Source organism: Hymenobacter puniceus, from assembly GCF_014333525.1.
Lineage (GTDB): Bacteria > Bacteroidota > Bacteroidia > Cytophagales > Hymenobacteraceae > Hymenobacter.
In genome coordinates this window covers 730,848-753,916 of record NZ_JACSCX010000002.1, presented here as the reverse complement: position 1 = coordinate 753,916, position 23,069 = coordinate 730,848, and the positions used below count along the sequence as shown (strand labels likewise).

Genomic DNA, 23,069 nt, shown 5'->3' with positions numbered 1-23,069 from the left:
GTTAGCAGCGTTTCAGTTAGCGGCGGCGAGGTGTAGCAGCGGGTTCGGGCGCGGCCGGTTCGCCGGTCGCGTCGGTTCCGATAGGCACGGGCGGGGCCCCCACCTCAATGGACATTGAATCAATAGGCCCGACGGGGCCGGCGCGGCGCAGCGAGTCGCGCAAGGCGCGCGCCGCCAGCGAGTCGGCCGTCAGCACCGGCACCAGATCCAGGGCGGCCTCGTCGAGGCGGCCCGCGGGCACTTCGATGCGGAACGGCGGCGAAGAGCTTTCCACCAGCCCGTAGGCAGCCACTTTGCGGGCCACCTCGCTTTGCTTGCTGGCCTCCATATAGTCTGATTTCAACGTTGTGTAATCGGCGCGCAAATCTTCGGCCTCCACCTTAAGCCGCTGAATGCTGCGGTTCATGCGGGTGGCGTAGTGCGTATTGCCGATATAAATCAGAATCAGCAGCATTACGAACAGCACGTGCGGCAGGTAGCGCACCGGCAGACCCTCCCGAAACAGGCCATCCATGCGCGTGAGGCGCTCTAGCAGCGAAAACACGCTCCACGAGTTGCGGGGCGCCGCCGGCCGCGTCACTTTAGGGGCTTTGGCCGCTTTCGGGGCGCGCTCAGCAGGCCGCGCTGGCTCGGGTTCCGGTTGGAACACAGGCTCCGGCTCCACGTGCCGCGGGGCATTGGAGCGGGGCTGGCTGACGACGGGTTTGACGGTATTGAGAGCCACGGCGTTGGAATTAATAATTAGCAATTAATAATTAGTAATGAGGCCATTACCACACCGGCACAGGTGCCCGTCACGCTAACGCACACCCCGTTGGTCAGAGCCGGCAGCGTATGCTTTGCGCAGGAAAAGCGGTAATTCTTCATTCTTAATCACTAATTCTTAATTGCGATGCGCAGCTTCGCGCTTCGGGCGCGGCTGTTGGCGGCTATCTCGGCCTCAGAAGCTTCCACAGGCTTGCGGGTCAGGACCTCAAACGGCAGATTCGTGTTGCCGAACAGGTCTTTTTCCACTTCGCCAAAGAACTTGCCTTTGGCCAGAAAATTCTTCACCAGCCGGTCTTCCAGCGAGTGGTAGCTCATTACCACCAGCCGGCCGCCGGGCCGCAGCACCTGCGCCGTTTGCTCCAGCATTTCTTGCAGAGCCTTCATTTCGTCGTTGGCCTCGATGCGCAACGCCTGAAATACCTGGGCCAGGTACTTGTTTTCCTTGCCGCGCGGGGTGCAGCTGGCAATGGCTTTCTTCAGGCCGGCAATGGTGTCGATGGTCTGGCCGCGCCGCGCCGAGGCCACGGTCTGGGCCAGCGTGCGGGCGTTGGTCACCTCGCCGTACATCCCGAAGATGCGGTGCAGATCGGCTTCCGGGTATTCGTTGATGATGTCGGCGGCGGTAGGTCCGTCCTCGGCGTTCATGCGCATGTCCAGCGGCCCGTCGAAGCGGGTGCTGAAGCCGCGCTCCGGCGTATCAAACTGGTGCGACGACACGCCTAGGTCGGCCAGCAACCCATCAACGGGCAACGCGCCGTGGCGCTGCAATTCTTGGTACAGGTCGCGGAAGTTGCTGCGGATGAACGTGAACTGCGGCCGGGCCAGCTTGGCAGCCTCCCGCTCGGCGTCGGCATCCTGGTCGAAGCTGTAGAGGTGGCCGGCGCCGCTCAGGTGCTCCAGGATACGGGCCGAGTGGCCGCCGCCCCCAAACGTAACATCCACGTAGCGGCCTTCGGGGCGCAGCTCCAGTGCCTCCAGGCACTCACGCAGCATTACGGGGCGGTGGTAGGCCGTATCGTTCAGGTAGTCGTTTGCGGAGGTTTCGCTCATGCGGCCAGAGAGCCGCCAGGCCCGGTTTCGGTGGTGAGAAATTTCTGGGCCAGCTTCGAGAAGCTCTGCTGGTCCTTGATGAGGTATTCGTCGTAGCGGGTGGTATCCCAGATTTCGCAGCGGTTGCCGAGGCCCACGATAATGGCCTCCTTCTCCAGACCGGCGTAGCGCCGCATGGAGCCCGGCAGCATAAACCGCCCGATGCTGTCCAACTCCACCTCGGTCATGCCCCGGAAGAAGTTGCGCTGAAACTGCCGGTACTCTTCGTTGAACTCGTCGAGCGCCATCACCTTGTCGTGAATCACGCGCCACGCTTCCCGCGGGTAGAGCACCAGGCAGGGCTCAAAGCCCCGCACCAGCACCAACTGGTTGCCGGACGCCTCCGGCAGGCTGCTCTTCACCTTGGCCGGCAGCACCAGCCGCCCTTTCGGGTCCAGCTTGCAGTCGTATTCGCCGGAGAGCAGGTGCATACTTGGTGGGCACAGGTGAGGGATGATAGCAAAAGTACACAATGCCGTAGAAAAGGCAACCACTATTTACCATTTTCTACCACTCCCTGAAAACGCCGTTTAAACGCTAAAAACCGCATATTTAGCGCAATACTAAGCTCATTGGAATACGTTGCAAGCATCTGTTTCAGCATACTTGACAGAATGTCAGACACCAGCACGTCGGTTCCGCTCCATCCACTGTTAAGCTTACTGGCCGCCGGGCTTCACCTGGCACACTTTACCTGGCACACCTAGATGCTTTGCCTCTGTAAGCCTGCCTTGGGTTACGTATCTTTGTAACGCTCATGACGCGTCCCCTCTCCCATCGGCTATTCAGTGCGCTACTGGCGCTGCTGGTGCTCACTGCTTCTGTGGGCATGGCGGTGCTACAGCATACCTGCCGGCAGAGCGGCTACCACAGCACGGCTGTGGTGTTCAGCACCCCAGAGCACCGCTGCCCGGCTGCCGAAACCAAACCGGAAGCCCTGCTTCAACCCACCAAGGCTCAGCTGAAGAGTACCTGCTGCGACTTCCAGGCGCATCTGCACAAGCTGGATGTGCCCGCGCCGGAGCTAACTTGGGTGAAGCTGCTGCCTCTTCCTGCCATTGCTGATTGGCTGCCAACTACTGCCTGGCCCACACTGTTTCCGGCGCCCCTCGTGGCCCACGCCGCGGTCTGGCACGCCTCCGACAGCTCGCCACCCACACGGGCGGGCCGGCAGCTGCTGGCCTTCATTCAGGTGCTGGTCGTCTAGCGTCTATTCAGGGCCGGCCTGGGTTCAGGCCGGCTGAAACTGCTGTGTGCTGCACCAGCTGTTTTCTTCTGAATGAACGCTAACTTCCTGACTATATGCCTTCTATTTCTGCGCCTCTGCTGGCGGCTACTCTCGGCTTGGTGCTGGGCGCGGCTGCTAGCGCCTCGGCCCAATCTTCCACTGATAGTATTGCTCCGGTGCGGGGCCAGGTGACGGATGCCGCCGCTGCCACCCCGCTGCCCGGCGCCGTGGTGCGCTGGCTTGGCACCACCGAGGCTGCCACTACCAACGCTACCGGCCAGTTCTCATTAGCCCGCCCGGCCCGCGCCGAGGCCAGCCGGCTCATCATCAACGCCCTCGGCTACCGCGCCGATACCGTGGCCGTAGCCGCCATCGGCCCCCCCTATGTGCGGGTGGCTTTGCAGCCCGGCACTGAGCTGGGCGAAGTGAAAGTGGAAGGCCGCGCCGTGGCGTACTCGGCCCTCACGCCCACCAACACCCAGGTGATAACCAGCCGCGACCTAACCAAATCGGCGTGCTGCAACCTGGCCGAAAGCTTCGAAACCAACGCCGCGGTGGAAGTTTCCACCACCGATGCGGTGTCGGGGGCCAAGCAGATTCAGCTGCTGGGGCTGGATGGCGCCTACTCGCTGCTGACCGTGGACAACCTGCCGGCTTTGCGCGGGCTGGCCACGCCCTACCGCCTGGGCTACCTGGCCGGCACCTGGATTGAGAGCATCGACATCATCAAAGGTATGGGCTCGGTGGTGAATGGCTACGAAAGCATTGCCGGGCAAGTCAATATCCGCCTCAAGGAACCTGATAAGGCCGAGCGGCTGTTCTTCAACGCTTACGCCAACGACCTGGGCAAATTCGACCTGAACCTGAATCTGGCCTCGCCGCTAAGCAAGAAGGTTAGCACGGCTTTTTTACTTCACACTGACCACCTGAGCCGCCGTGTGGACCGCAACACCGACGGGTTCATGGACCTGCCGCTGACCACGCAGTACAACCTGTTCAACAAGTGGAAATATCAGTCGGGCAACGGCTTAGTGAGTGAAGCAGGGCTGGGCGCGCTGCGCGAAACCCGGGAAGGCGGGCAACTGGCTTTCCGCCCGAAAGGCGCTGAAGCCTACCAGCGCGACTATGGCTTCACGACTCGCACCACTCGCTACACCGGCTACGCCAAAACCTCCTATACCTGGCGCGGCCGGCCTTATCAGAGCCTGGGGCTGCTGCTGAGCGGTACGTCCCACAACTTCAGCTCCGACTACTCCTACGGCCGCATCCTGACGCCGACCAGCACCCAGCGCACCATCCGCCAGTACGACGGCACCCAGCGCACCGGTTTGGCTACGCTGCTATTCCAGAGCGTACTGGGCACCACGGCCCACACCTACCGCCTGGGTTTAAGCTACCTCCACGACGACTACCGGGAGTTTTTCAGCCAGGGCATTGCGTATGCCACCGATACGCCTGAGAAACGCTACGCCCGGGAGCACCGCAACCGCCTGGAAAATGTGCCCGGCACCTTCGTTGAGTACACCTACCAGAACGCGCGCAACCTCACGCTGGTGGGTGGCCTGCGCCTCGACCGCCACAACCTCTACGGCTGGCAGTTCACGCCCCGCTTCAATGTGAAGTACGACGCTACCAAAAACACGGTGCTGCGGCTGGCAGCCGGTACGGGCTTTCGGGTGGCCAACCCCATTGCCGAAAACAGCAGCGCCCTGCTTAGCTCACGCGAATTCCTGATTGCGCCCAACCTGCAGCCCGAAAAGGCCTGGAACGTAGGCGGCAGCTTCACGCAATACTTCACAGTGGCCAGCCGCCCCGCCACCTTCGTGGCCGACTACTACCACACCGAGTTTCAGAACCAGGTGATAGCCGATATGTACAGCTCACCCAATTTACTGCTGATCAGCAACCTGGCGGCCGGCGGACGGTCCTTCTCACGTAGCTTCCAGACCGAGGTGCAGATAGAGCCTGTGAAAGGCCTCACCGCAAAAGCGGCCTACAAGTACCTCGATGTGCAGACCACCTACTCCGACGTATTGCTCCCGCGGCCTCTGACGGTGCCGCACCGCCTGTTTTTCAACGTGGGCTACGCTACGGCCTTCGACAAATGGCGCGCCGACCTGACCATGCAGCTCTATGGTCGCCGCCCACTGGCCTACAATCCCAGCGAGTTGGGCCACCAGCACGGCACCGACGAAATGCAGCTGCCTTACGCGCGCCGTTTTGCGCTGCTCAACACCCAGGTGACCCGCGCTTTCAAGCGCTTTGAGGTGTATGCCGGCATTGAAAACCTAACCAACTTCCGCCAGCCTACTCCTATTACCGGGGCAGCCGCACCATTCAGCCCGGCCTTTGATGCTGCAATGGTGTGGGGGCCTACATTCGGCCGCCTCACCTACGCTGGCCTGCGTTTCCGGCTGGAATAATTTCGCACCGCCAGAGTATCGGCACGCTTCTGGCGGTGTATTTGTTAAGTGATTTGCCGGTACCCCTGGCTTCACCTTTGCTTTCTTGCTGCCCGGCAGCGTTGCGTAACTTGCTATGAACTTCCTGAAATTCTCTCTGCTTTCGGCTATCAGCCTCGTTTCCTTCAGCGCACGGGCTCAGACACCCGTACCGGCCAAAACCAAGGGCCCTGCTACCGAACAGGTGAAGCTAAAGACTTCCGCCGTATGTGACATGTGCAAAACCCGCCTTGAAAAGGCTATGGCGTATGAAAAGGGTGTGCAGTCTGCCGTGCTTGATGTGCCTACGCAGGTGCTCACCGTCAGCTACCGGCCCGACAAAACCACCCCAACCACACTGCGTTCGGCTGTGCAGAAAACCGGCTACGACGCTGATGGGCAGGTTGCCGAAGCCCGCGCCTACAACCGCCTGCCTGACTGCTGCAAAAAAACCAATGCTATCCATACCGGCGGCGAGTAGCACCAGCAAAAAGCCTCTCCGCACATTCGCAGAGAGGCTTTTTATTGGTCTTACCCAGCAAATCTAGCTTAGCTCCGGACTCATTTGCAGGTCGAATTCCAGGACGGCACTAAAGCCCAATGGCCGGGTAAGCCGCCGCCGGTTGGTACCGGATATTTCCAGCGTAAACCAATCGGAGCGCAGGTACTCCAGCAAGTTCGGCCGCCCCTGAAGCTCCATATCCACGCGGGTCGGGTGCACGTCGGCGGCGGAAAACGAGGCAATCGGAATTTTCCGGGTATTAGCCGTGAGGAAACAGTTGCCGCTTTCCAGCGCCGCCAGTGTGGAGGTGCCACGCCCGATAGGATGCGCCGGATCAGGCTGCCATTCCAGATGAGCTTCCCGTAGCGCCACGGCGGTAATACCGGGCCGCGTGAGAGCCGCCAGGCAGGCTAGTGTGCCGGGCAGCGTAACTTCGCACAGGAAAATCAGATCCATACTCGGGTCAATGCGCATATTGATGGCGCGGGTTTTCAAGCCGAAGACTGTGTGCAGCGACCGGCGCAGGCCTTCGTGCAAACCAATTGTAAGCGCGACGCCCAACACAACCGGGGGCAACGCGGCAGCGGGGAGGTAAGCCGGGTTCATGACAGTACAAACGAGGTGTGCAGGCAGAAAAGAAACAGGGCGCGGTAAACGGTAAGCAGAACAAGCAAATCCAATACTTCAGCCGCCAGCAGTTTGGCATCAGGGCTATTCTATAAGTTAAGTGAAGCCACTGATTATAAGTCAGTAAAGTAGAGCAATAGCACCAAAAAGTAGACGTATATGGTAATATTTGCCGTTAAGATTGATTTCTTCTTATAGAAAATATCTCATACTCTCCAAAACTCTACTATCTTGACCCTATCTCCTGCTTCTTCCCGTTCTTTCATGAAGATTACCTGCCTGCTTCTCGACGATGATCCGCTGGTATTGGACCTGTTGCAGGCCTATGTGTCCATGACGGACATTCTGGACGTGAAAGCAACATTCACTGACCCGCTGGAGGCCCACCGCTACCTGCTCAGCAATGACGTACAGGTGCTGTTTTCTGATGTCACGATGCCTCACCTGAGTGGCCTGGACCTGGTTCGTTCGCTTCACCACCCGCCACTAGTGGTGCTCATGACGGCTCATCCGCAATATGCTATGGAGGGCTTCAACCTTGATGTAATTGATTTCCTGCTGAAGCCCATTTCACTGGACCGTTTCCTTAAAGCTGTAAATAAAGTAGCAGGTATCCTGCGGGCCAACTCGCCGGAAAACGACCCTAAGCAGGATACACTGGCGGGATGGGGCTCCTTTTTTATCCGTACTGACGCCCAGTTTGTGCGCCTGCACTACCGCGACGTACTGTACATTGAAGCACTTAAAGACTTCACCAAGATTAACACCGCCGACGGCCGCACGCACCTTACCCTGGTCAACCTGAAAAATCTGGAAGAGCAGCTGCCGGCTGGCATGTTCATTCGCACCCATCGGTCTTACCTGGTAAACTCTGCCCGGATTGAGTCGGTGAGCAACCTGGAAGTGCGGGTGGGAGGCCATGCCTTGCCGCTAGGCCAGACCTACCGTGAGCGGGTAACAGAACGGATTGTGAACCGTACGCTTATCCGGCGGCAGCAGCAATAGCTGGCCCTGATGCAACAGGAGGTACTGGCAGCACTTCAGGCACCGCAGCCGGCAATGTAAACCGGAAGGTACTGCCCTGCCCCGGCACCGACTCAAAGCTGATTCGTCCTCCGTTGCGCTCTACAAACTCCTTGCATAGCCGCAAGCCCAACCCAGTTCCTTTCTCCCGGGCAGTGCCCAGGGTGGAATGCAAACCAGTTTCGCCGAAAATCCGGGCTTGGTCGGGTGCGGCAATACCTACGCCGGTATCCACCACTGATACTTCCCACACTCCTGCCTGCTGAAGACGAGCAGCCAGGGTTACGGTACCACCGGCCGGCGTAAACTTAATGGCATTGCCTATCAGGTTGCGCAGTACCAGACGCAGCATGTTCACATCGGCACTCACCAGGCATTGCTCTGGTAGCTGGGTGTGCAAGCCGATATTTTTGCGCTCAGCATCCCCCGCAAGCAGTGCCAATGCCTCGTCGGCAGCAGTCTGCAGTTCAATTCTTTCGGGGCGCGCCTTGTCGCCCTGGATTTGCGCTGCCGACCAGTTCAACAGGTTATCAAGCAGCCGTAAGGTTACATCGAGTGTGCGGCTTAGTCGTTCCGTGTGCGTTGCCATCCGCTCGGGCGGCAGGTTGCCGATGCTCTGCAGCGTGAGCATGGAATAGAGTGAACTGAGCGGGCTACGCAGATCGTGCGAAATGATAGAGAACAGCGTATCCTTGGTGCGGTTGAGGTGGCTCAGCTCCTGTTTTTGCCGGTTGATGGCCCGGTTTTTTCGTTGCAGCAGCCGGTTGATGCGGGCCTGCTCGCGGCGGCCCCGGTACAGGGCCGCCACTGTCAGCAGCAGCAGCAAGGCTCCTACTGCCATGGCATTGCGCAACAGTTTCTGGCGGTGCAGACTGGCATCCTGGATTTGCCGGTTTTTCAGCAGCAGCTGAATCTCGCGCCCTTTCTTCTCACTTTCATAGCGCGTCTGCAACTCTGCAATCTGGGCCGAGCGTTGTTCGGCAAACACGCTATCCTGCAAATCGGAATAGCGGCGTAGCGCCGCCAGCGCCTGCGGGTAGTTGTTTTCGCGCTGGTATAGGCTGGCGAGCTTTTGGTATATGGCGCTAATCTGAACCGGAGAGCCGGCTTGCTGAGCTAATGGCAGGGCTTGTTCTAAGGTACGGATGGCGGCTACCCGATAGGAAAGCGAATCCTGCACCAGCGCCAAGGATTGTAAGGCCGCCGCCCGCCGCACTGGCGGCGTTTGCTGTGGCAGTTGGCTGATGGCCTGGTTGTAAAAACTCATAGCCATTTCATAGTTGCCTACGTCCTGGTATACGCGCCCGGTGCTGGCCAGCGCCTCACCGGTGCTGGTACTGTCACTGAGTTGCTGGGCTTGCTGCAACGAAAGACGCAGGTAATACAACGAGCGACTATATTGCCGCAACTGGTGATGTGCCAGCCCGATGGCATTCAGGGCCTGAGCCTGTCCGGGAAGGCTGCCAGCTTGCTGCCACTCTGTGTATGCCTGCTCGTGGCTGCGCAGGGCCCGCCGCCACTGCTCTCCGGCACCATACAGCTCTCCCAAGTTGCCATATAGCAGTGCTTTTGCGCTAGGGTCCTGCAAAGCCAGCGTTAGTGCCAACGCCTGCCTGTATGTGTCATGTGCCTGGCCTGTGTCGCCTTGCAGATACTGAGCCCGGCCCAATAAGCGTAGCGCCCGTACATGGCCGGGCTTATTGCGTAATTGCTGATACAGGCGCAATGCCCGCATGCAGTAGCGCAAGGCCGGCTCGTGGTGTTGCTGGGCCTGATATGCTGCCCCAATGGCTAGATAAGCAGCTCCCACCTCGACGGACGGACCACTGACAGCGGCCAAGTGCAGCGCCTGCTCTGCCTGCAGCAATGCTGCCGCCGGATTCAGCGGCAGCAATTCCTCGCTTTTCCGCAGGTATTGCGCAACAGCCGTTGTGCTTTGCTTTGAACCACTTACCGGCTGCGCTGGTGCAGCAGTAGTTGCTAGCAGCCACAGAAGCCCCCATAGCATCCGCCTCCGAATGGCAAGCAGCGCATGTAAGAGGCCAAATAGCATAGTTGCTCGATGAGTATGAAATACGTACCGCTAACAAGCATTAGTTCCCAGGCAGTTACGGGCAAGGTATAAATATATACCAAATCAGATGTTAAGTACCGTCGGCCCACTCTCCTTCTTGTAGGGGTTACCGGGGGCGGTTTGCGTTGCGCTGCTTTTGCACGGCCTATCGCTGCATTGCCTTTGCCAACTTCACTGTGGTGCCTGCTGCTCTGTGAGTTGCCCTCCTATTCAGTTGAAAAACGCTTACCACGCAGAAACGTTGCATGGTAGTTGCTGCAACTGGTTGTATAAGTGGCCTATTGCTCTTTTTCTTATGGGCTTATTTGGTACGCCAGAGCCGCCACCACGGCAGATAGGGCTGATCGTGGTGCTCGTAGTGATACCCAAAGAAATAGCAGCTAATAAAGGCCCACGCATGGTGGCGGAACTGGCTGCGCGATTTGTGCACGTTATCAACAGCATGCTCTCCACGGTGCGGCAAGTATGTACCGAAAAAGAAGAGCTGCAGTGTAGCAAGCACCGCCGGCACCATCCAGAACGCAATAACATTTGCCTGCGGGAAGAAGAGCTTGAGTACGTTGTACGTGGCAGCCATCAGCACCACTTGCCATACGGTCACGTAGTTCCAGGCAAAGCGCCCAAACCACGGCAGAAAGCCCGGGTGCCGTCCGTTGTGGTAGTCGGGGTCGTCGGGAGTGGCTACATGGCGGTGATGGTCGTGGTGCTTGGGCAGCATCCGCGGAAACCAATTGTAGGCAAACAGGCCGGCAGCCAATGTACCTAACGCATTGTTGAGGCGCTGGCTGGAGCTAACCACGCCATGCATGGCATCGTGCGCCGTAATAAACAGGCCAGTGTACAGGTGCATCTGCAGCAGAGCCAGCAGGTAAGGCCACGGAGTAGCCCAGTCAGGACGGTAAAAAGCCAGCAGAAACGTCAGCAAAGCCCCCCAACACCCCAAAATACCCAGCGCCATCCACACTCCTTTGTTTCCCAAAGGAGTAGGCTTGACGCGCCGGGAAGTGGCTGGACCGGAGAATTGGGGAGAAATAGTGGCGGGCATAAAAGCAAAGCTACCTGATCTGGCCAACAGCCCCGAACAAGCAAAAATTCACGGATGGCCGATGAGAGGCTGGCTGTCAGAAAGCCAGCAGCGCGTCGCGGACCTGCTCCATCAGCCACATGGGGGTGCTGGTAGCGCCGCAGATTCCCACCGATTGGCCAGGTTGAAACCACTCTGCCCGCAGCTCGTCGGTACTGGAAATAAAATGCGTGTGCTCGTTGGTGTCTTTGCAGACTTGGTACAGCACTTTGCCATTAGAGCTTTTAGTGCCCGACACAAACACAATCTGGTCGAACTGATCGGCAAACCGCCGTAGGTCTTTGTCCCGGTTGCTTACTTGCCGGCAAATGGTATCGTTGGCATTCACCTGATACCCGCGGCCCTCAAGTTCTCCTTTAATGCGGTAAAACGAATCCGTGCTTTTGGTGGTCTGGCTGTAGAGCGTAATGTTGGCTGGCAGCTCGTGGCTAAGCAATTCATCCAAGCTCTCGAATACCACAGCGTGGCCACTGGTCTGGCCCAGCAAACCGCGCACCTCAGCATGGCCGTGCTTGCCATAGATGAAGATCCGGTCCTTTTTGTCGTAGGAAGTTTTGATGCGGTTTTGCAGCTTCAGCACCACCGGACACGAGGCGTCGATGAGTGTGAGGTTGTTCTGCAAGGCCATCTGGTAGGTGCTTGGCGGCTCGCCGTGGGCCCGAATGAGTACGGCCTCGCCACGAAGCGCAGCAAACTGCTCGTAGTCGATGATGCGCAGGCCACGCTTCTCCAAGCGTTGCACTTCTTCGTCGTTGTGCACAATGTCGCCGAGACAATACAAATACCCCTGCTCATCAAGCAGGTCTTCTGCCATTTGAATGGCATAAATAACGCCAAAGCAAAAGCCGGAATTGGGGTCAATACGGACGCTCAGGTGGTAGGGCATAGCTGACGAAGTAACCATAGAAGCACACATAAGGTTATCAGGCTGCCAACAGAGGTTGCAAAAGTTACGAAATTCAACTGGACAGTATCGTACAAGCTCCTTCCCTGCCTTGTTTTCAGAGCGCTTCTTTTAGTTGGCGACGCGGAGCTCTTGTCTCATTCCTACTTGCTGCGCGGGCACGCACTTCTCGTTTTAAGGTTGGGATAGTGAGCTACGAAAAAGCGAAGCGCCCCAAGACGCTTCGCTTTGCACTTGTACACCAAGCCAGGCTTGTCTTTAAGAGCTGATACGGCCTAGTTTCTCGGCATCGGTGCCTGAAACATGTCCGCGCTCCACCAGAAAGTCGCGCACTAGCCCAAACGACTCCGTATCGAGGCCGGACTTGGGATGTTGCAACAGCGTTTCCACCAGAAACTGACGGTCTTCGTCTACGTGGGTGCTTAAGCCAAGAAATGCAGGCAGATTGCTTTCCACGCTCAGGCGCAAAAATCGCACTTCAGCGTTGTTGGTATCCAGCTTCACTGCTTCATCAAACTGCTTGGTGGCGTTCTGCACGTAGGTGAGTTTGTTGAACATCGAAGCGTCGCGGGCCCGGATGGCTTCGGCAGCAGCCTTATAGGCCAGCACCACCGCGTCGCGCTGGGTGTAGGCACTCATCAGCTTGTGAAATCTCTCGCCGGCTTCCTTGTTGGTAGCGGCTTGCTGGTATTGGCGGCGTAGGTTAGGAAGTGAATAGGGCATTTTTTCGATTAAAAGCGCGAAATCAAACGGCAGAAACCGGACCGCAGACGCAGCACCGGCTTTCGCTTCTGGTAAAAGCAGAAGGCAGATAAATGGGAAAATGTAACGGCGAACAGACAGGTACACGCAGCTGGGGTTTTATGAATAGCCAAGCCGTTTTCCGATTCTGCCAGATCCGCAGGACACCCAAAAAGCCGGCTTATATAGCCCGAAGGCGGTAACGAAAGTACGAACCCATCAGCAAAAGCAGCTTGGTGTTGTCGGGCACGCGCACCCGCTCGCCCAAAATCCGTGCCGCAGGCAGCTGCCGGATTTTGTGAAACAGCTTTAGATAATACACATAGGCCAGGTACACACCCAGCCGCGCCGAGCGGGGCAGCTGCACAATACCCGCATAAGCAGCATCAAAGTCGGCCCGGATATCGGCTTCGATTTCGCGCTTCACCTCATCGGTGAATCGCTCGTACTGCACACCGGGAAAATATACGCGGCCGCGCTCCTCGTAGTCGGAGCGGATATCACGCAGGAAATTCACCTTCTGAAACGCCGAGCCCAGGCGCCGCGCTGGCTCGCGCAGCTGCTGAAACTGGGCTTCGTTGCCCTGGCAGAAGATGCGCAGACACATCAGCCCCACCACTTCCGCCGAGCCATAGATGTACTTCTCGTACAGCGACTGGTTGTAGGCCCGGTCGTCGAGGTCCATTTCCATGCTGTAGAGAAAGGCGTCGATAAATTCCCGGTCGATGCCGTAGGTGCGTACTACGTCCTGGAAAGCATGCAGCACCGGGTTGAGGCTCAGCCCAATTTCCAGCGCCTCATACGTCTGGCGCTTGAAATCGGCGAACAGCGCTACTTTGTCGTGGCCATGAAACGTGTCCACAATTTCGTCGGCCCAGCGCACGAAGCCATATACAGCATATACAGGCAAGTGAAACCGCGCATCAAGCGTGCGAATGCCCAGCGTGAAGGAGGTGCTGTAGCGTTGCGTAATCAGCTTGCTGCACGCCCGGCTGGTTTCCGTGAAAAGGGCAATGTGGTCCATTACTTTTCGAATTAATAATTAAGAATTAGTAATTAAGAATTAACTCGCTCGGCAGTAGTTGAAACTGATGCGGCGAATTTCTTCTGTATTACCAATTCTTAATTCTTAATTATTAATTACTAATTCTCTTTCTCAACCTCTCCGGCCACTACCTGCCCCGAGATGAGCGAGGGCGGCACGCCGGGGCCGGGCACAGTAAGCTGGCCCGTAAAATACAGGTTACTGACCTTATTGCTTTTGAGCGAGGGTTTCAGGATGGCCGTCTGGCGTAGCGTGTTGGCCAGGCCGTAGGCATTGCCTTTGTAGCTGTGGTAGTCCTGCTGAAAATCCTGGTGGGCATAGCTGCGCTTGTACACCACCCCGTCGCGGATGCTGTGGCCGCAGTGGCGCTCCAGCCGGTCCATAATGAGGTGGTAGTAATGCTCCCGGGTTTCCTCGGGGTCGGCAAGGGCCGGAGCCACCGGAATCAGCAGAAACAGGTTTTCGCACCCGTCAGGCGCCACCGAAGCGTCGGTTTTAGAAGGAGCCGATACGTAGAACAGCGGGCGGCTAGGCCACTTGGGGTCTTCGTAGATTTCCTCAGCATGCAGTGCGAAGTCCTCATCGAAAAACAGGTTGTGGTGACGCAACTTATCTACGCGACGGTTCACGCCCAGATAAAATAACAGCGACGACGGCGCCATTGTGCGCTTATCCCAGTAGGCTTCGTCGTAATGGCGCCACTCAGGAGCCAGCAGGTGCTGCTCGGCGTGGTGATAGTCGGCGCCGGCCACCACGATATCTGCAGGCCGGAAGCCGGCGGTGGTCTGCACGCCGGTGGCGCGGCCGTTTTCCACCACTATCTGCTGCACTTCCTGGTTGTATTCCAGCGTCACGCCCTGCTCCTGGGCCAGTGCTACCATGCCTTCCACAATCTTGTGCATGCCACCCATCGGATACCACGTGCCCAGCGCCAGGTCGGCGTAGTTCATCAGCGAGTAAAGGGCTGGCGTGTTTTCAGAGGTAGCGCCTAGAAACAGAATCGGAAATTCCACCAACTCCAGTAGCCGCGGATGCGTGAAAAACTTGCGCACGTGCTTGTGCATGCTCTGCAGCAGATCCAGACGTACGGCATCCACCAGCAGGCGCGGATCGGCAAACTCCAGCAGCGAGCGGCCCGGCATGTGCACAAACTTGCCGATGCCCACTTTGTATTTGTAGGCCGCTTGCCGCAAAAACTCATCGAGGCGGGCGCCGCTGCCAGGCTCGTAGCGCTCAAACAGCTGCCGCAGCTCGCCCATAGCCGCCGGAATATCTACCGCCTCGGGGCCCTTGAAAATCACCTGATACGATGGGTCTAGCCGGACCAGGTCGTAATAGTCGCTTACTTTTTTACCGAATCGGGCGAAATACTGCTCGAAAATATCGGGCATCCAGTACCAACTCGGGCCCATATCAAAGGTGAAGCCCTGGGTGCGGAACACGCGTGCCCGGCCACCGGGGCCTTCGTTCTTTTCCAGGATAGTGACGCGGTAGCCGCGCTGGGCCAGTGAGGTGGCTGCCGAAAGCCCCGCAAAGCCGGAGCCGATAACCAGAACGTGTTTACTCACAAATCGGAGATTGGGCGAATGGAACAGGATTTCGCAGAAGCGAAAGCGCAAAGGTGTCTATTTGGGTTGGCACTCCCGCTAACCCAACAGCAGAGCAACCAACAGCATGCATACCGCCAGCCCCGTAATAGGTTTGTGAGCCATCCGAAAAATCGCCGAAATTATGTTCAGCTTTTCTGGCAGCTACCAACACAAACGGGCCGCGAACAGCGCCCAGTGGCGTCATTCGCGGCCCGTGATACGCCCGGGGCGGGGTATACTCTCTCCCTATTCCCTACACGCCGGGGGCGTATACCTTCAACGCATCCTTAAGCTCCTTGCGGGCAATATGAATGCGGTTTTTGACGGTTCCGATTGGGATTTGCAGCTTTTCCGCAATTTCCAGGTACTTGTACCCGATGTAGTACATCATAAACGGCGTCCGATAGTCAGCCGATAAACTGGCAATAGCCTGGTTGATATCCGTTACTACGAAGTCGGAGGTGGCTCCGTTGTGCGTGATATAGTTTTCGTCGGTGTTGAAGTACTGGAAATACTCCGTAGAATCAATGTTGCTGTTGCGCTTCGTTATCTTATTGTAATTGTTGATAAACGTGTTGCGCATGATGGTATACAACCACGCCTTGAGGTTGGTGCCCGCCTTGAACTTGTCTTTGTTAAGCAATGCCTTCAGCAACGTCTCCTGCACCAAGTCTTTGGCATCATCAGCGTCTCGGGTCAGGTTCATCGCCACGGGCTTCAGCGAATATGAAATCTTCTGTACTTGGTTGGTGAATTCCAGTGAGGTCATGCTGTTTAGCTTTTCGTGGCAAAAGGTTAAACAAATATACGTGCTATTCTAGAACTCGGATGCATACCAACCAACTATTTTTTTTATGCCGGCTTACACACGCATAAGGAGACTGTTCTTCACGAACGTACTGATAATCAGGATATATCTAACTGTACAAAATTTAGCACCCGTGTCCAAAAAGGCTGAAAGCACGCGGCGTTTTATCCGGCAATAGTGCCCCAAATGCCCGGTAAACAAGCATTTACATGTACCTACACCAATAGCAGGTACACCACTCCCTTTCCGATTATTTTTTTGTTAAGCCGGTTCTGCTACAGCTTCCGGCAGCTGTTCGGCAAAGTGCAGAAAGTCGGTCATCAGCCGCAGGCGCACCATATTCGGCGGCAGTACCAATGGCTCGGCCTGAGCAACCGGCCCATAAAGTAAAACGGTAGCTCCCACACAAACCCGCCGAAGCTCTTCGACAAAGCTCTGTAGATGGTCCCGCTCGGGCACAGCCGTCAGTACAGTACAGACTGTGTGCGGCTGGTATGCTTGGCACACATCAGTTAAGCCTGCAATCGGCAGATTTTGCCCTAGATACAATACATGATGGCCGCGGGCCCGGAGCGCAAAGTTCATGAACAGCAGTGCCAGCTCGTGCATTTCACCTTCGGGCAGAAACAGCACCCAACGACGCCCGCTTTTGGCGCATGCAGCGGGCAGCGCATCAGTGGCCGCCATCATTTTCTGGCGCAACAGATGCGTTACCAGGTGTTCGTGGGCAGGGTTGACGCTGCCAGCCTGCCACATCACGCCTATGCGCTGCAGAAACGGATAAACGATGTGCAGGACCGCGGCCTCGAATCCCATCCGCCGGATGGAGCCGCTGAGTAAGCGGTTAAGCTGGCTTTCATCCATAGAAAGCATAGCAGCCATCAGGGCGTGCACCTGCTGGCAGTAGTCGTTTTCATCGTCGTTGCAGGCAATGACAGCCTTTTCCACTTCCTGCTCACTTAGCTGGGCTACCTTGGAAATACGGTAGCCGCGGCCACAAAGAGTGGCCACGTTCAGCAGCCGGCGCAGGTCGTCGTCGCAGTAGGTGCGGATGTTAGTGGCAGTGCGCACAGGCCGCAAGATGCCATAGCGCTGCTCCCAGATCCGAATAGTATGCGCTTTAATGCCGGAGAGTTGCTCCAGATCACTGATGGAAAAATGTCCCACTGCTAGTTCCCTCCTTCTTGTTTTTCCATGGATACAGCCCGGGTCCGCAAGGTGCGGGTGGGAGCAGGTCGGCGCAACGCCAACTCAAAATACTTCGGCGACACCCACAGCAGCCCAAATTCCTCGGAATCGTCGCGGGTGGTGGCTTTGTGGTGCATTTTGTGCGCCATGTTCAGGGCCCGCAAGTACGTATTGCGCGATTTACGCCAGAAGCGCAGCCGGCCATGAATCAGTACATCGTGGACGAAGAAATAGAGCGTGCCGTACATAGCTATGCCCACGCCCATCCAAAAGCGCCAGTCCTTGCCGGGCGAGCCATATATGATAAGCAGCGCCGACAGGGACCCGTAGAAGAGAAAGAAAAAGTCGTTGCGCTCGAAGCGGTGCGGGTGCCGCACATGGTGCGAGCGGTGCAAAAACCACAGCGGCCCATGCAGCACGAAACGGTGCATAAACCAGGCAACAAATTCCATCCCCAGAAAAGTAGTTGCCGTAATGGCGCAGGCTGCCAGCGTCGTCATGCAAAGAAAACCGCTGTTTGGCGGAGAAGGTTTGAGGTGCCTGTATTGGGCACGGTAATATTGCAAAAAACAACGTCAAGCCCGGCTGATAGCTGCCGGATGTGACGTTCGTGGAGGGTTTGCTGCCTGATTAGTTGTCCCAGCTTATTTTCTCTTTAGCCAGAAAGGCGGCAATGCCCCGGCGGCAGTCAGCAGAGCCGCGCGCTTCGGCATTGAGGTGAGCAGCATACCGCAGGCTTTCCTCTAATGGCATTTCGGGTAGGCGGGCCAGCATTTCCTTGGTCACTTCCATGCTCTGACTGGAATTTTCAACGCACAGACGGCGAGCAAACGCGTAGACATAAGTTGCCAGCTCAGTGGGTTCTACCAGTTCAGTCAGCAGCCCCAGCTCCAAGGCCCGCGCGGCGGGCAGCACGTCGCCGGTGAGCAGCAGCTGCTTGGTGCGGGCCTCCCCTACTTTGCGCAGCAGAAACACGCTCACAATGGCTGGCAGAAACCCGATTTTCACTTCGGTATAGCCGAAACGAGCTTCCGGCACGCCAAAAGCAAAGTCACAGACGGTTACAAGGCCACAACCGCCGGCCAGCGCATGGCCCTGAACCTGCGCAATTACCACCTTCTTGAGCGTGTAGATCTGGTGAAACAGCTGCATCAGGTGCGTAGAATCGGCCAGATTATCGGTGTAGCCAAAGCCCTGCAGCTCCTGAATGTAGGCCAGGTCGGCGCCGGCACAAAAGGCGGGGCCCTCGGCGCGCAGCACCACTACTTTGCAGGCCTCGTCGTCTTCAGCAAACTCAAACGCCAGCTTCAGCTCCGTTACCATGTCGGCGCTGAGGGCATTGCGTTTATCAGGGCGGTTGAGCGTAATGTAGCCAATAGCATCAGCCGCCTCGTAGCGGATGAAGCGCAGGGCCTCTAGCTCTTGCGTGGGCATGTTATCCATACGATACCAAGGGGTTGCAACGGTGAGCAGCAGTACAGGACTGGCTCTGCACAGCAGAGCGGCCGGGCACCACTAAATCAGCATACGAAGGTCGGCACTAACCAAACCTAACAAAAATGGTGCGATAAGTACAGCGTATAGCGGCCTATTTGGCAAGCGAGTTTCGTCTATCCGCCGTTTTACTTTGTCATCGGCCGCACCTGCCAAACGAAAGCACCCTGCATGGCCACGTCATGTAGCTGCCAGCCAAAGGGTTGCAGCTTTTTACGCATCGATTCCACATACCAGGATTTGCAGGAAGAATCGAATACTATTGTAGCGGTAGAAGCGAAAACCGAGGCCAGGTCTTCGGGCCACACCCGTGCATTGCGGCGTAGCACTACCACATCAGCCGGCTCTGCAAGCCTGGCGCCGGCCAACGGCCCACTCACCAAAGCTACCCGCACGCCGCGCCACACAACCAGTACCAATCCAGGATGGGCTGCCGTGTCGGCCAGGGCCGGCACCGACGAGCCACCCCAGCGGGTGTGGTAGCGCACGGCGCGGCCCTCGCGCTGAATGATACCCGGCACAATGCGGTAGGTACGCTCGGTTTCGGTAAGTGGCAACGAGTCGGCGCTGACAATGTGAGCGGCCGCACCCTGCCAGAACCCCAGCACCGAGCGCCGCGGAATGCTGTATACCAGAAGCTGTTCATTGGGGGCGAGTTGGTGAGCAGCCCACACGCGGGTACCGGCAAAGCTGCCCATCAGCAGGCAGGCCAGCCCCAGCCACACCAGCTTTTTCAGGCGGAGGAAGGCCAGCAGCGTGAGGATGATGCCAAACACCAGCCAGGCCTGCGGTGCCGTGACGTGAATGCCGGAAATGAGGGCACCGGGCATGGTGCGCCCAATCCAGAAGATGTACTCGTTGAACAACCAAATCATTTTCTCGAACACCCAGGCTACTGCCTGCGGCACCACATCCAACACTTGCCCCGCCGTAGCCGACAGCAAACCAACCGAGGCGACTAGGCCCTTCAGTGCCAAAAGCCCTAGCCCCACATACACCGCACCACTAGAAATAGGCACAGCTACGAGGTTGGAAAGCAGGAAGCTGAGCGGAAACTGATGAAAATAGAACAGCCCCAGTGGAAACGTGGCCACCTGCGCCGCCAACGACAGCGCCGTGGCCTGCCAGACGCCATTGAAGAATTTGCTGCTCCATTTCCAAAGCCATTGCACCGATTTTGGCTGCCAGGGCCGCTGTTTCTCCAGGAAGTAGTTTTTTACGTCCAGCCAGCCTGAAATACGCGGCTGCAGATACACGATACTGATAACAGCCAGAAACGAAAGCTGAAACCCGACGTCGCAAAGCAGGTATGGGTCATAGCAGAGCAAACAGAACGCCGCCACCGCCAATGTGTTGAACATGTTGGTTTGCCGTTGCGAAGCCCGCGCCACAATAATAAAGGTGAACATCACAGCTGCCCGCAGCACCGAGGCCGAAAGGCCCGTCAGGAAGGCATAGCTCCAGATAACGACCAGCCCCAGCAGGGCCGTGAGCAGCCGAAACAGTAGCCCGCGCCGGCCCGGCAGCCACCCCAGCAACACCGTCACGGCCCCAAACAACAGCCCCACCTGCAGCCCCGATACGGCCATAATGTGGGTGGTGCCGGTATTAGCGTAGGCCTGCTTGGTTTCCTGATCTACGTCATCCTTAATGCCCAGTACCAGCGCCGAGGCCAGTGCATACTCCCGCTTGGCCCCCACGTACTGCCGAAACACACCGTCGAGCACCCGGGCAGCCCGCATGGCCATAGCTTTCAGCAGGCTGGGGGGCGCAACAGCAATGCGCTGGTATTGGTCGGGGTGGATAAATTGCTGGTGGTAGACCTGGTGATACTGCAGGTAGCGGCGGTAGTCGAACTCACCGGGGTTGAGTGGGGCCTTGCTGGGCGCCGGCGCGCCGCGCACCAGCCATATGTCGCCGTACTGCGGCGCTGTCACGCCCGAGTCGCGCGGAATGGATACCCGGATACCACCCACTGCCGACTGCCACTCCCCAGCCACCCGCACTGCCGATACCCGCACAGTAGTGGCGTATGTGGCCGGCCGCACCACAGTGTAATCGTCTACTACAGAACGATAAAATTCAATATCCGGCCCGAAGTGGTAGAGATGGTCAGGGCGGCGCGACTCCGTGGCTTGCTGCATACAGGCAGCCCCGGTCACGTAGACGGCTAGCAGCGCCAGTAGGCCCGTTTTGTCGGCTACGGCAGGATTAGGATGGCGCCACACGCGCCACTGAATCACAAGGAACACACTTACCAGTCCGGCCAGCGGCCACAACAGCTCCGGCAGCGTTTCCCCGAAATACAGATACGTGAGGATGCCGGCCATCAGCGCCAGGGTCAGGCGCACAAACGTATAAGAAGCCCAATGAATCATAACAGCGCATAGTATAGAGGTATTCGATAGCCAATATATCAGAAACCAAGCGCCTGCGCTACCCTTCGTGGCAGCAGTCAACAAACAAGGCTTGCCGCTCTGCGCAAGATTAAGCCTGCAACAGCCTATGCAGAAACGACTAGTTCCTTATAAAAAAGGGTCGTCGCGCAATGCACGACGACCTCTCCAGCTTATTGCTTAGGCTACGTGCCCTATGCCGGGCGCTGCCACACCATTTTGTAGTGCTGCAGGCCGCCTTCCTCAAACTGCGGGCCTTCCTGCCGGAACCCATGCCGTTCGTAGAAGCGCACTGCTGGCAACTGGGCGTGCAGATACACCGTGGCGGCAGGATGCGCGGCGTCTACGTCTAGTAGCACCTGCCGGAGCAGCGCGGCCCCGGCCTGTTGGTTGCGGTATTTTTCCAGCACCGCAAAACGCTCCAGCTTCACACCTTTCTCAGTGGGGCGCCAGCGGGCGGCGCCGCAAGGCGTACCGTCGGCTGCCACAGCCAGGTAGTGGGTGGCATCGGAGTGGTCGTGGATGTCCTGCTCCAAGGTGGCGGGCACGTTTTGGCCCAGCACAAACACCGTGTGCCGAACTGCAAAGGCCGCCGCCAGATCCGCAGCGGAAATAGCCCGGTGTACGCGCGCAGATTCCATGGTAGTGAGTTCTAAACAGAAAAAATAAGTTCTCCGCGCTACGCGGATGAAGCTGCGGCGAAAGTAGCCAACAGAGCGCATTACCCGGTCAACGGCCAAACAAAACGGCGGCCCTGCGAGGACCGCCGTTTGCATATACCACTAACTGCATCAGTAACATCAGCTGCTGGTTTACCCTTTACTGCTCATGGTTGACGGGCAGCGCCTTCATGCCATCGTCTTCACGACGGGCATCCGGATGGCGGGAGGGGTCGGAATCAGCAGAGCCGGGGCCGCCAGGCCGGCGGTAGGGCTGCGCCTGCCGGATGGGCCGGTTCGCCTGATTGGCCTGCTCGTGCTGGGTTTCCACGTCAAACTTGTCGTAGGCCAGCACGATCTGCTTCACCAAACGGTGGCGCACTACGTCCTCGGCGCTCATCTCTACAAACCCGATGCCCGGTACGTCGCGCAGAATATCCAGCGCCTGCATCAGGCCCGACTTCACCTTGGTGGGCAAGTCGATCTGGCTCCGGTCGCCGTTCACCATCACCTTGGCCGAAGGGCCCATGCGCGTCAGAAACATCTTCAGCTGCGAGGGAGTGGTGTTCTGGGCTTCGTCCAGCAACACAAACGCATTGTTGAGCGTCCGGCCGCGCATGTAGGCCAGCGGGGCTATTTCGATGGTTTTGTTTTCCAGATACAGCTTCAGCTTTTCGGCCGGCAGCATGTCTTCCAGCGCGTCGTAAATCGGGCGCAGGTAAGGGTCTACCTTTTCCTTCATGTCGCCGGGCAAGAAGCCGAGGCTTTCACCGGCCTCCACTACGGGCCGCGAAATGATGATGCGCTTTACTTCCTTGTTTTTAAGGGCTCGCACGGCCAGCGCCACCGATATGTATGTTTTGCCGGTGCCGGCCGGCCCAAGCGCAAATACCAAGTCATGCTTCAGCACAGCATCCACCAACCGCTGCTGGTTAGCTGTTTTGGCTTTTATAACGCCGCCTTTGTCGCCGAACAGAATAACATCGGGCGAGGCCGCCAGAATGCGGTCCTGCTGGTCTTCATCGGCCGTCGACAAATACTGGGAAACTGTTTTTTCGCTGATCTGGCCGTACTGGTGGTAGTGCTCAATGAGGGCCGACAGAATGTCGTTGATGCGGCTGATAACCACGGTCTGGCCCTGGATTTTAATCTCATTGCCGCGTGAAATAATTTTGCTGCCCGGAAAGGCCGCCGCAAGTTGGCGGATATTCTGGTTTTCGGGTCCCAGGAAATCAATCAGGGACACGTTTTCGAGCGTGATGACTTTCTCGACCAATCTGTGGGGGTTTTGTAGCTAGAGAGTTAGGAAAAAGGCGCACCATGAAAACGGTACAGTTCGGCTAAATAGCCTACTTTTGCCGCCCTTAGGGCGTCTAAGCAATAGTACGAAGAACGCAGGATTTACGGCA

21 protein-coding genes are annotated in these 23,069 nt (G+C 57.6%); 4 read left to right on the top strand and 17 right to left on the bottom strand.

Going from position 1 to position 23,069, the window contains the following annotated elements:
- Window positions 1–16 precede the first annotated feature (16 nt).
- The 3 genes from H8B14_RS08355 to mraZ form a co-directional block, all read right to left on the bottom strand.
- A complete protein-coding gene (locus tag H8B14_RS08355) occupies window positions 17–748 on the bottom strand; it encodes an FtsL-like putative cell division protein (RefSeq protein WP_187315157.1) in 732 nt (243 codons plus the stop codon).
- Window positions 749–876: 128 nt separating this feature from the next.
- Complete coding sequence (gene rsmH, locus H8B14_RS08350) at window positions 877–1,818, bottom strand: 16S rRNA (cytosine(1402)-N(4))-methyltransferase RsmH (RefSeq protein ID WP_187315156.1); 942 nt, start codon at window positions 1,816–1,818, stop codon at window positions 877–879.
- Entirely contained in the window at window positions 1,815–2,288 is a 474-nt protein-coding gene (gene mraZ, locus H8B14_RS08345; RefSeq protein ID WP_187315155.1) for a division/cell wall cluster transcriptional repressor MraZ, read from the bottom strand. The genes rsmH and mraZ overlap by 4 nt, the downstream gene beginning before the upstream one ends.
- A 326-nt stretch (window positions 2,289–2,614) precedes the next feature.
- On the opposite strand from mraZ, the gene H8B14_RS08340 reads away from it, so the two are divergent.
- From H8B14_RS08340 to H8B14_RS08330, 3 genes are all read left to right on the top strand, one after another.
- Entirely contained in the window at window positions 2,615–3,064 is a 450-nt protein-coding gene (locus H8B14_RS08340; protein WP_187315154.1) for a hypothetical protein, read from the top strand.
- 95 nt (window positions 3,065–3,159) lie between these two features.
- Window positions 3,160–5,508, top strand: coding sequence for a TonB-dependent receptor (locus H8B14_RS08335; protein WP_187315153.1), 2,349 nt, complete (start codon window positions 3,160–3,162; stop codon window positions 5,506–5,508).
- A 115-nt stretch (window positions 5,509–5,623) separates the two neighbouring features.
- Complete coding sequence (locus H8B14_RS08330; protein WP_187315152.1) at window positions 5,624–6,007, top strand: heavy-metal-associated domain-containing protein; 384 nt, start codon at window positions 5,624–5,626, stop codon at window positions 6,005–6,007.
- Window positions 6,008–6,070: 63 nt separating this feature from the next.
- Here the strand turns inward: H8B14_RS08330 and H8B14_RS08325 are convergent, their stop codons facing one another.
- A complete protein-coding gene (locus tag H8B14_RS08325) occupies window positions 6,071–6,634 on the bottom strand; it encodes a hypothetical protein (RefSeq protein WP_187315151.1) in 564 nt (187 codons plus the stop codon).
- A gap of 285 nt (window positions 6,635–6,919) precedes the next feature.
- On the opposite strand from H8B14_RS08325, the gene H8B14_RS08320 reads away from it, so the two are divergent.
- On the top strand, window positions 6,920–7,660 hold the full coding sequence (locus H8B14_RS08320) for a LytR/AlgR family response regulator transcription factor (RefSeq protein ID WP_187315150.1): 741 nt from the start codon (window positions 6,920–6,922) through the stop codon (window positions 7,658–7,660).
- On the opposite strand, the gene H8B14_RS08315 is transcribed toward H8B14_RS08320, so the two are convergent.
- The 13 genes from H8B14_RS08315 to H8B14_RS08255 all read right to left on the bottom strand — a co-directional run bounded on the left by H8B14_RS08315 (window position 7,638) and on the right by H8B14_RS08255 (window position 22,936).
- Entirely contained in the window at window positions 7,638–9,572 is a 1,935-nt protein-coding gene (locus H8B14_RS08315; RefSeq protein ID WP_187315149.1) for a tetratricopeptide repeat-containing sensor histidine kinase, read from the bottom strand. The genes H8B14_RS08320 and H8B14_RS08315 overlap by 23 nt on opposite strands.
- 481 nt (window positions 9,573–10,053) lie before the next feature.
- Complete coding sequence (locus tag H8B14_RS08310; protein ID WP_410054454.1) at window positions 10,054–10,797, bottom strand: fatty acid desaturase; 744 nt, start codon at window positions 10,795–10,797, stop codon at window positions 10,054–10,056.
- Window positions 10,798–10,873: 76 nt separating this feature from the next.
- Window positions 10,874–11,722 carry a 4-hydroxy-3-methylbut-2-enyl diphosphate reductase gene (locus tag H8B14_RS08305; protein WP_187315148.1) on the bottom strand — a complete coding sequence of 283 codons (849 nt, stop codon included), beginning with the start codon at window positions 11,720–11,722 and terminating at the stop codon, window positions 10,874–10,876.
- Between the two features lie 276 nt (window positions 11,723–11,998).
- Window positions 11,999–12,463, bottom strand: a complete 465-nt coding sequence (locus tag H8B14_RS08300) for a hypothetical protein (protein WP_187315147.1) — start codon at window positions 12,461–12,463, stop codon at window positions 11,999–12,001.
- Window positions 12,464–12,662: 199 nt separating this feature from the next.
- Complete coding sequence (locus tag H8B14_RS08295; protein ID WP_187315146.1) at window positions 12,663–13,505, bottom strand: phytoene/squalene synthase family protein; 843 nt, start codon at window positions 13,503–13,505, stop codon at window positions 12,663–12,665.
- Window positions 13,506–13,624: 119 nt separating this feature from the next.
- The gene (locus H8B14_RS08290) at window positions 13,625–15,094 is read right to left on the bottom strand and encodes a phytoene desaturase family protein (RefSeq protein WP_187315145.1); all 1,470 of its coding nucleotides are present in this window, start codon (window positions 15,092–15,094) and stop codon (window positions 13,625–13,627) included.
- Between the two features lie 274 nt (window positions 15,095–15,368).
- The gene (locus H8B14_RS08285) at window positions 15,369–15,884 is read right to left on the bottom strand and encodes a sigma-70 family RNA polymerase sigma factor (protein ID WP_185887152.1); all 516 of its coding nucleotides are present in this window, start codon (window positions 15,882–15,884) and stop codon (window positions 15,369–15,371) included.
- A 300-nt stretch (window positions 15,885–16,184) separates the two neighbouring features.
- Window positions 16,185–17,090: a MerR family transcriptional regulator gene (locus H8B14_RS08280; protein WP_187315144.1), complete on the bottom strand. Its 906-nt coding sequence runs from the start codon at window positions 17,088–17,090 to the stop codon at window positions 16,185–16,187.
- 2 nt (window positions 17,091–17,092) lie between these two features.
- Window positions 17,093–17,611 (bottom strand): sterol desaturase family protein, encoded by a 519-nt coding sequence (locus H8B14_RS08275; protein ID WP_187315143.1) that lies wholly within the window; start codon window positions 17,609–17,611, stop codon window positions 17,093–17,095.
- 130 nt (window positions 17,612–17,741) lie between these two features.
- Window positions 17,742–18,554 carry an enoyl-CoA hydratase/isomerase family protein gene (locus H8B14_RS08270; protein ID WP_187315142.1) on the bottom strand — a complete coding sequence of 271 codons (813 nt, stop codon included), beginning with the start codon at window positions 18,552–18,554 and terminating at the stop codon, window positions 17,742–17,744.
- A 179-nt stretch (window positions 18,555–18,733) separates the two neighbouring features.
- On the bottom strand, window positions 18,734–20,983 hold the full coding sequence (locus H8B14_RS08265) for a ComEC/Rec2 family competence protein (RefSeq protein ID WP_187315141.1): 2,250 nt from the start codon (window positions 20,981–20,983) through the stop codon (window positions 18,734–18,736).
- Window positions 20,984–21,195: 212 nt separating this feature from the next.
- Entirely contained in the window at window positions 21,196–21,642 is a 447-nt protein-coding gene (locus tag H8B14_RS08260; RefSeq protein WP_187315140.1) for a GNAT family N-acetyltransferase, read from the bottom strand.
- Window positions 21,643–21,820: 178 nt separating this feature from the next.
- Window positions 21,821–22,936: a PhoH family protein gene (locus H8B14_RS08255; protein WP_187315139.1), complete on the bottom strand. Its 1,116-nt coding sequence runs from the start codon at window positions 22,934–22,936 to the stop codon at window positions 21,821–21,823.
- Between the last annotated feature and the right edge of the window lie 133 nt (window positions 22,937–23,069).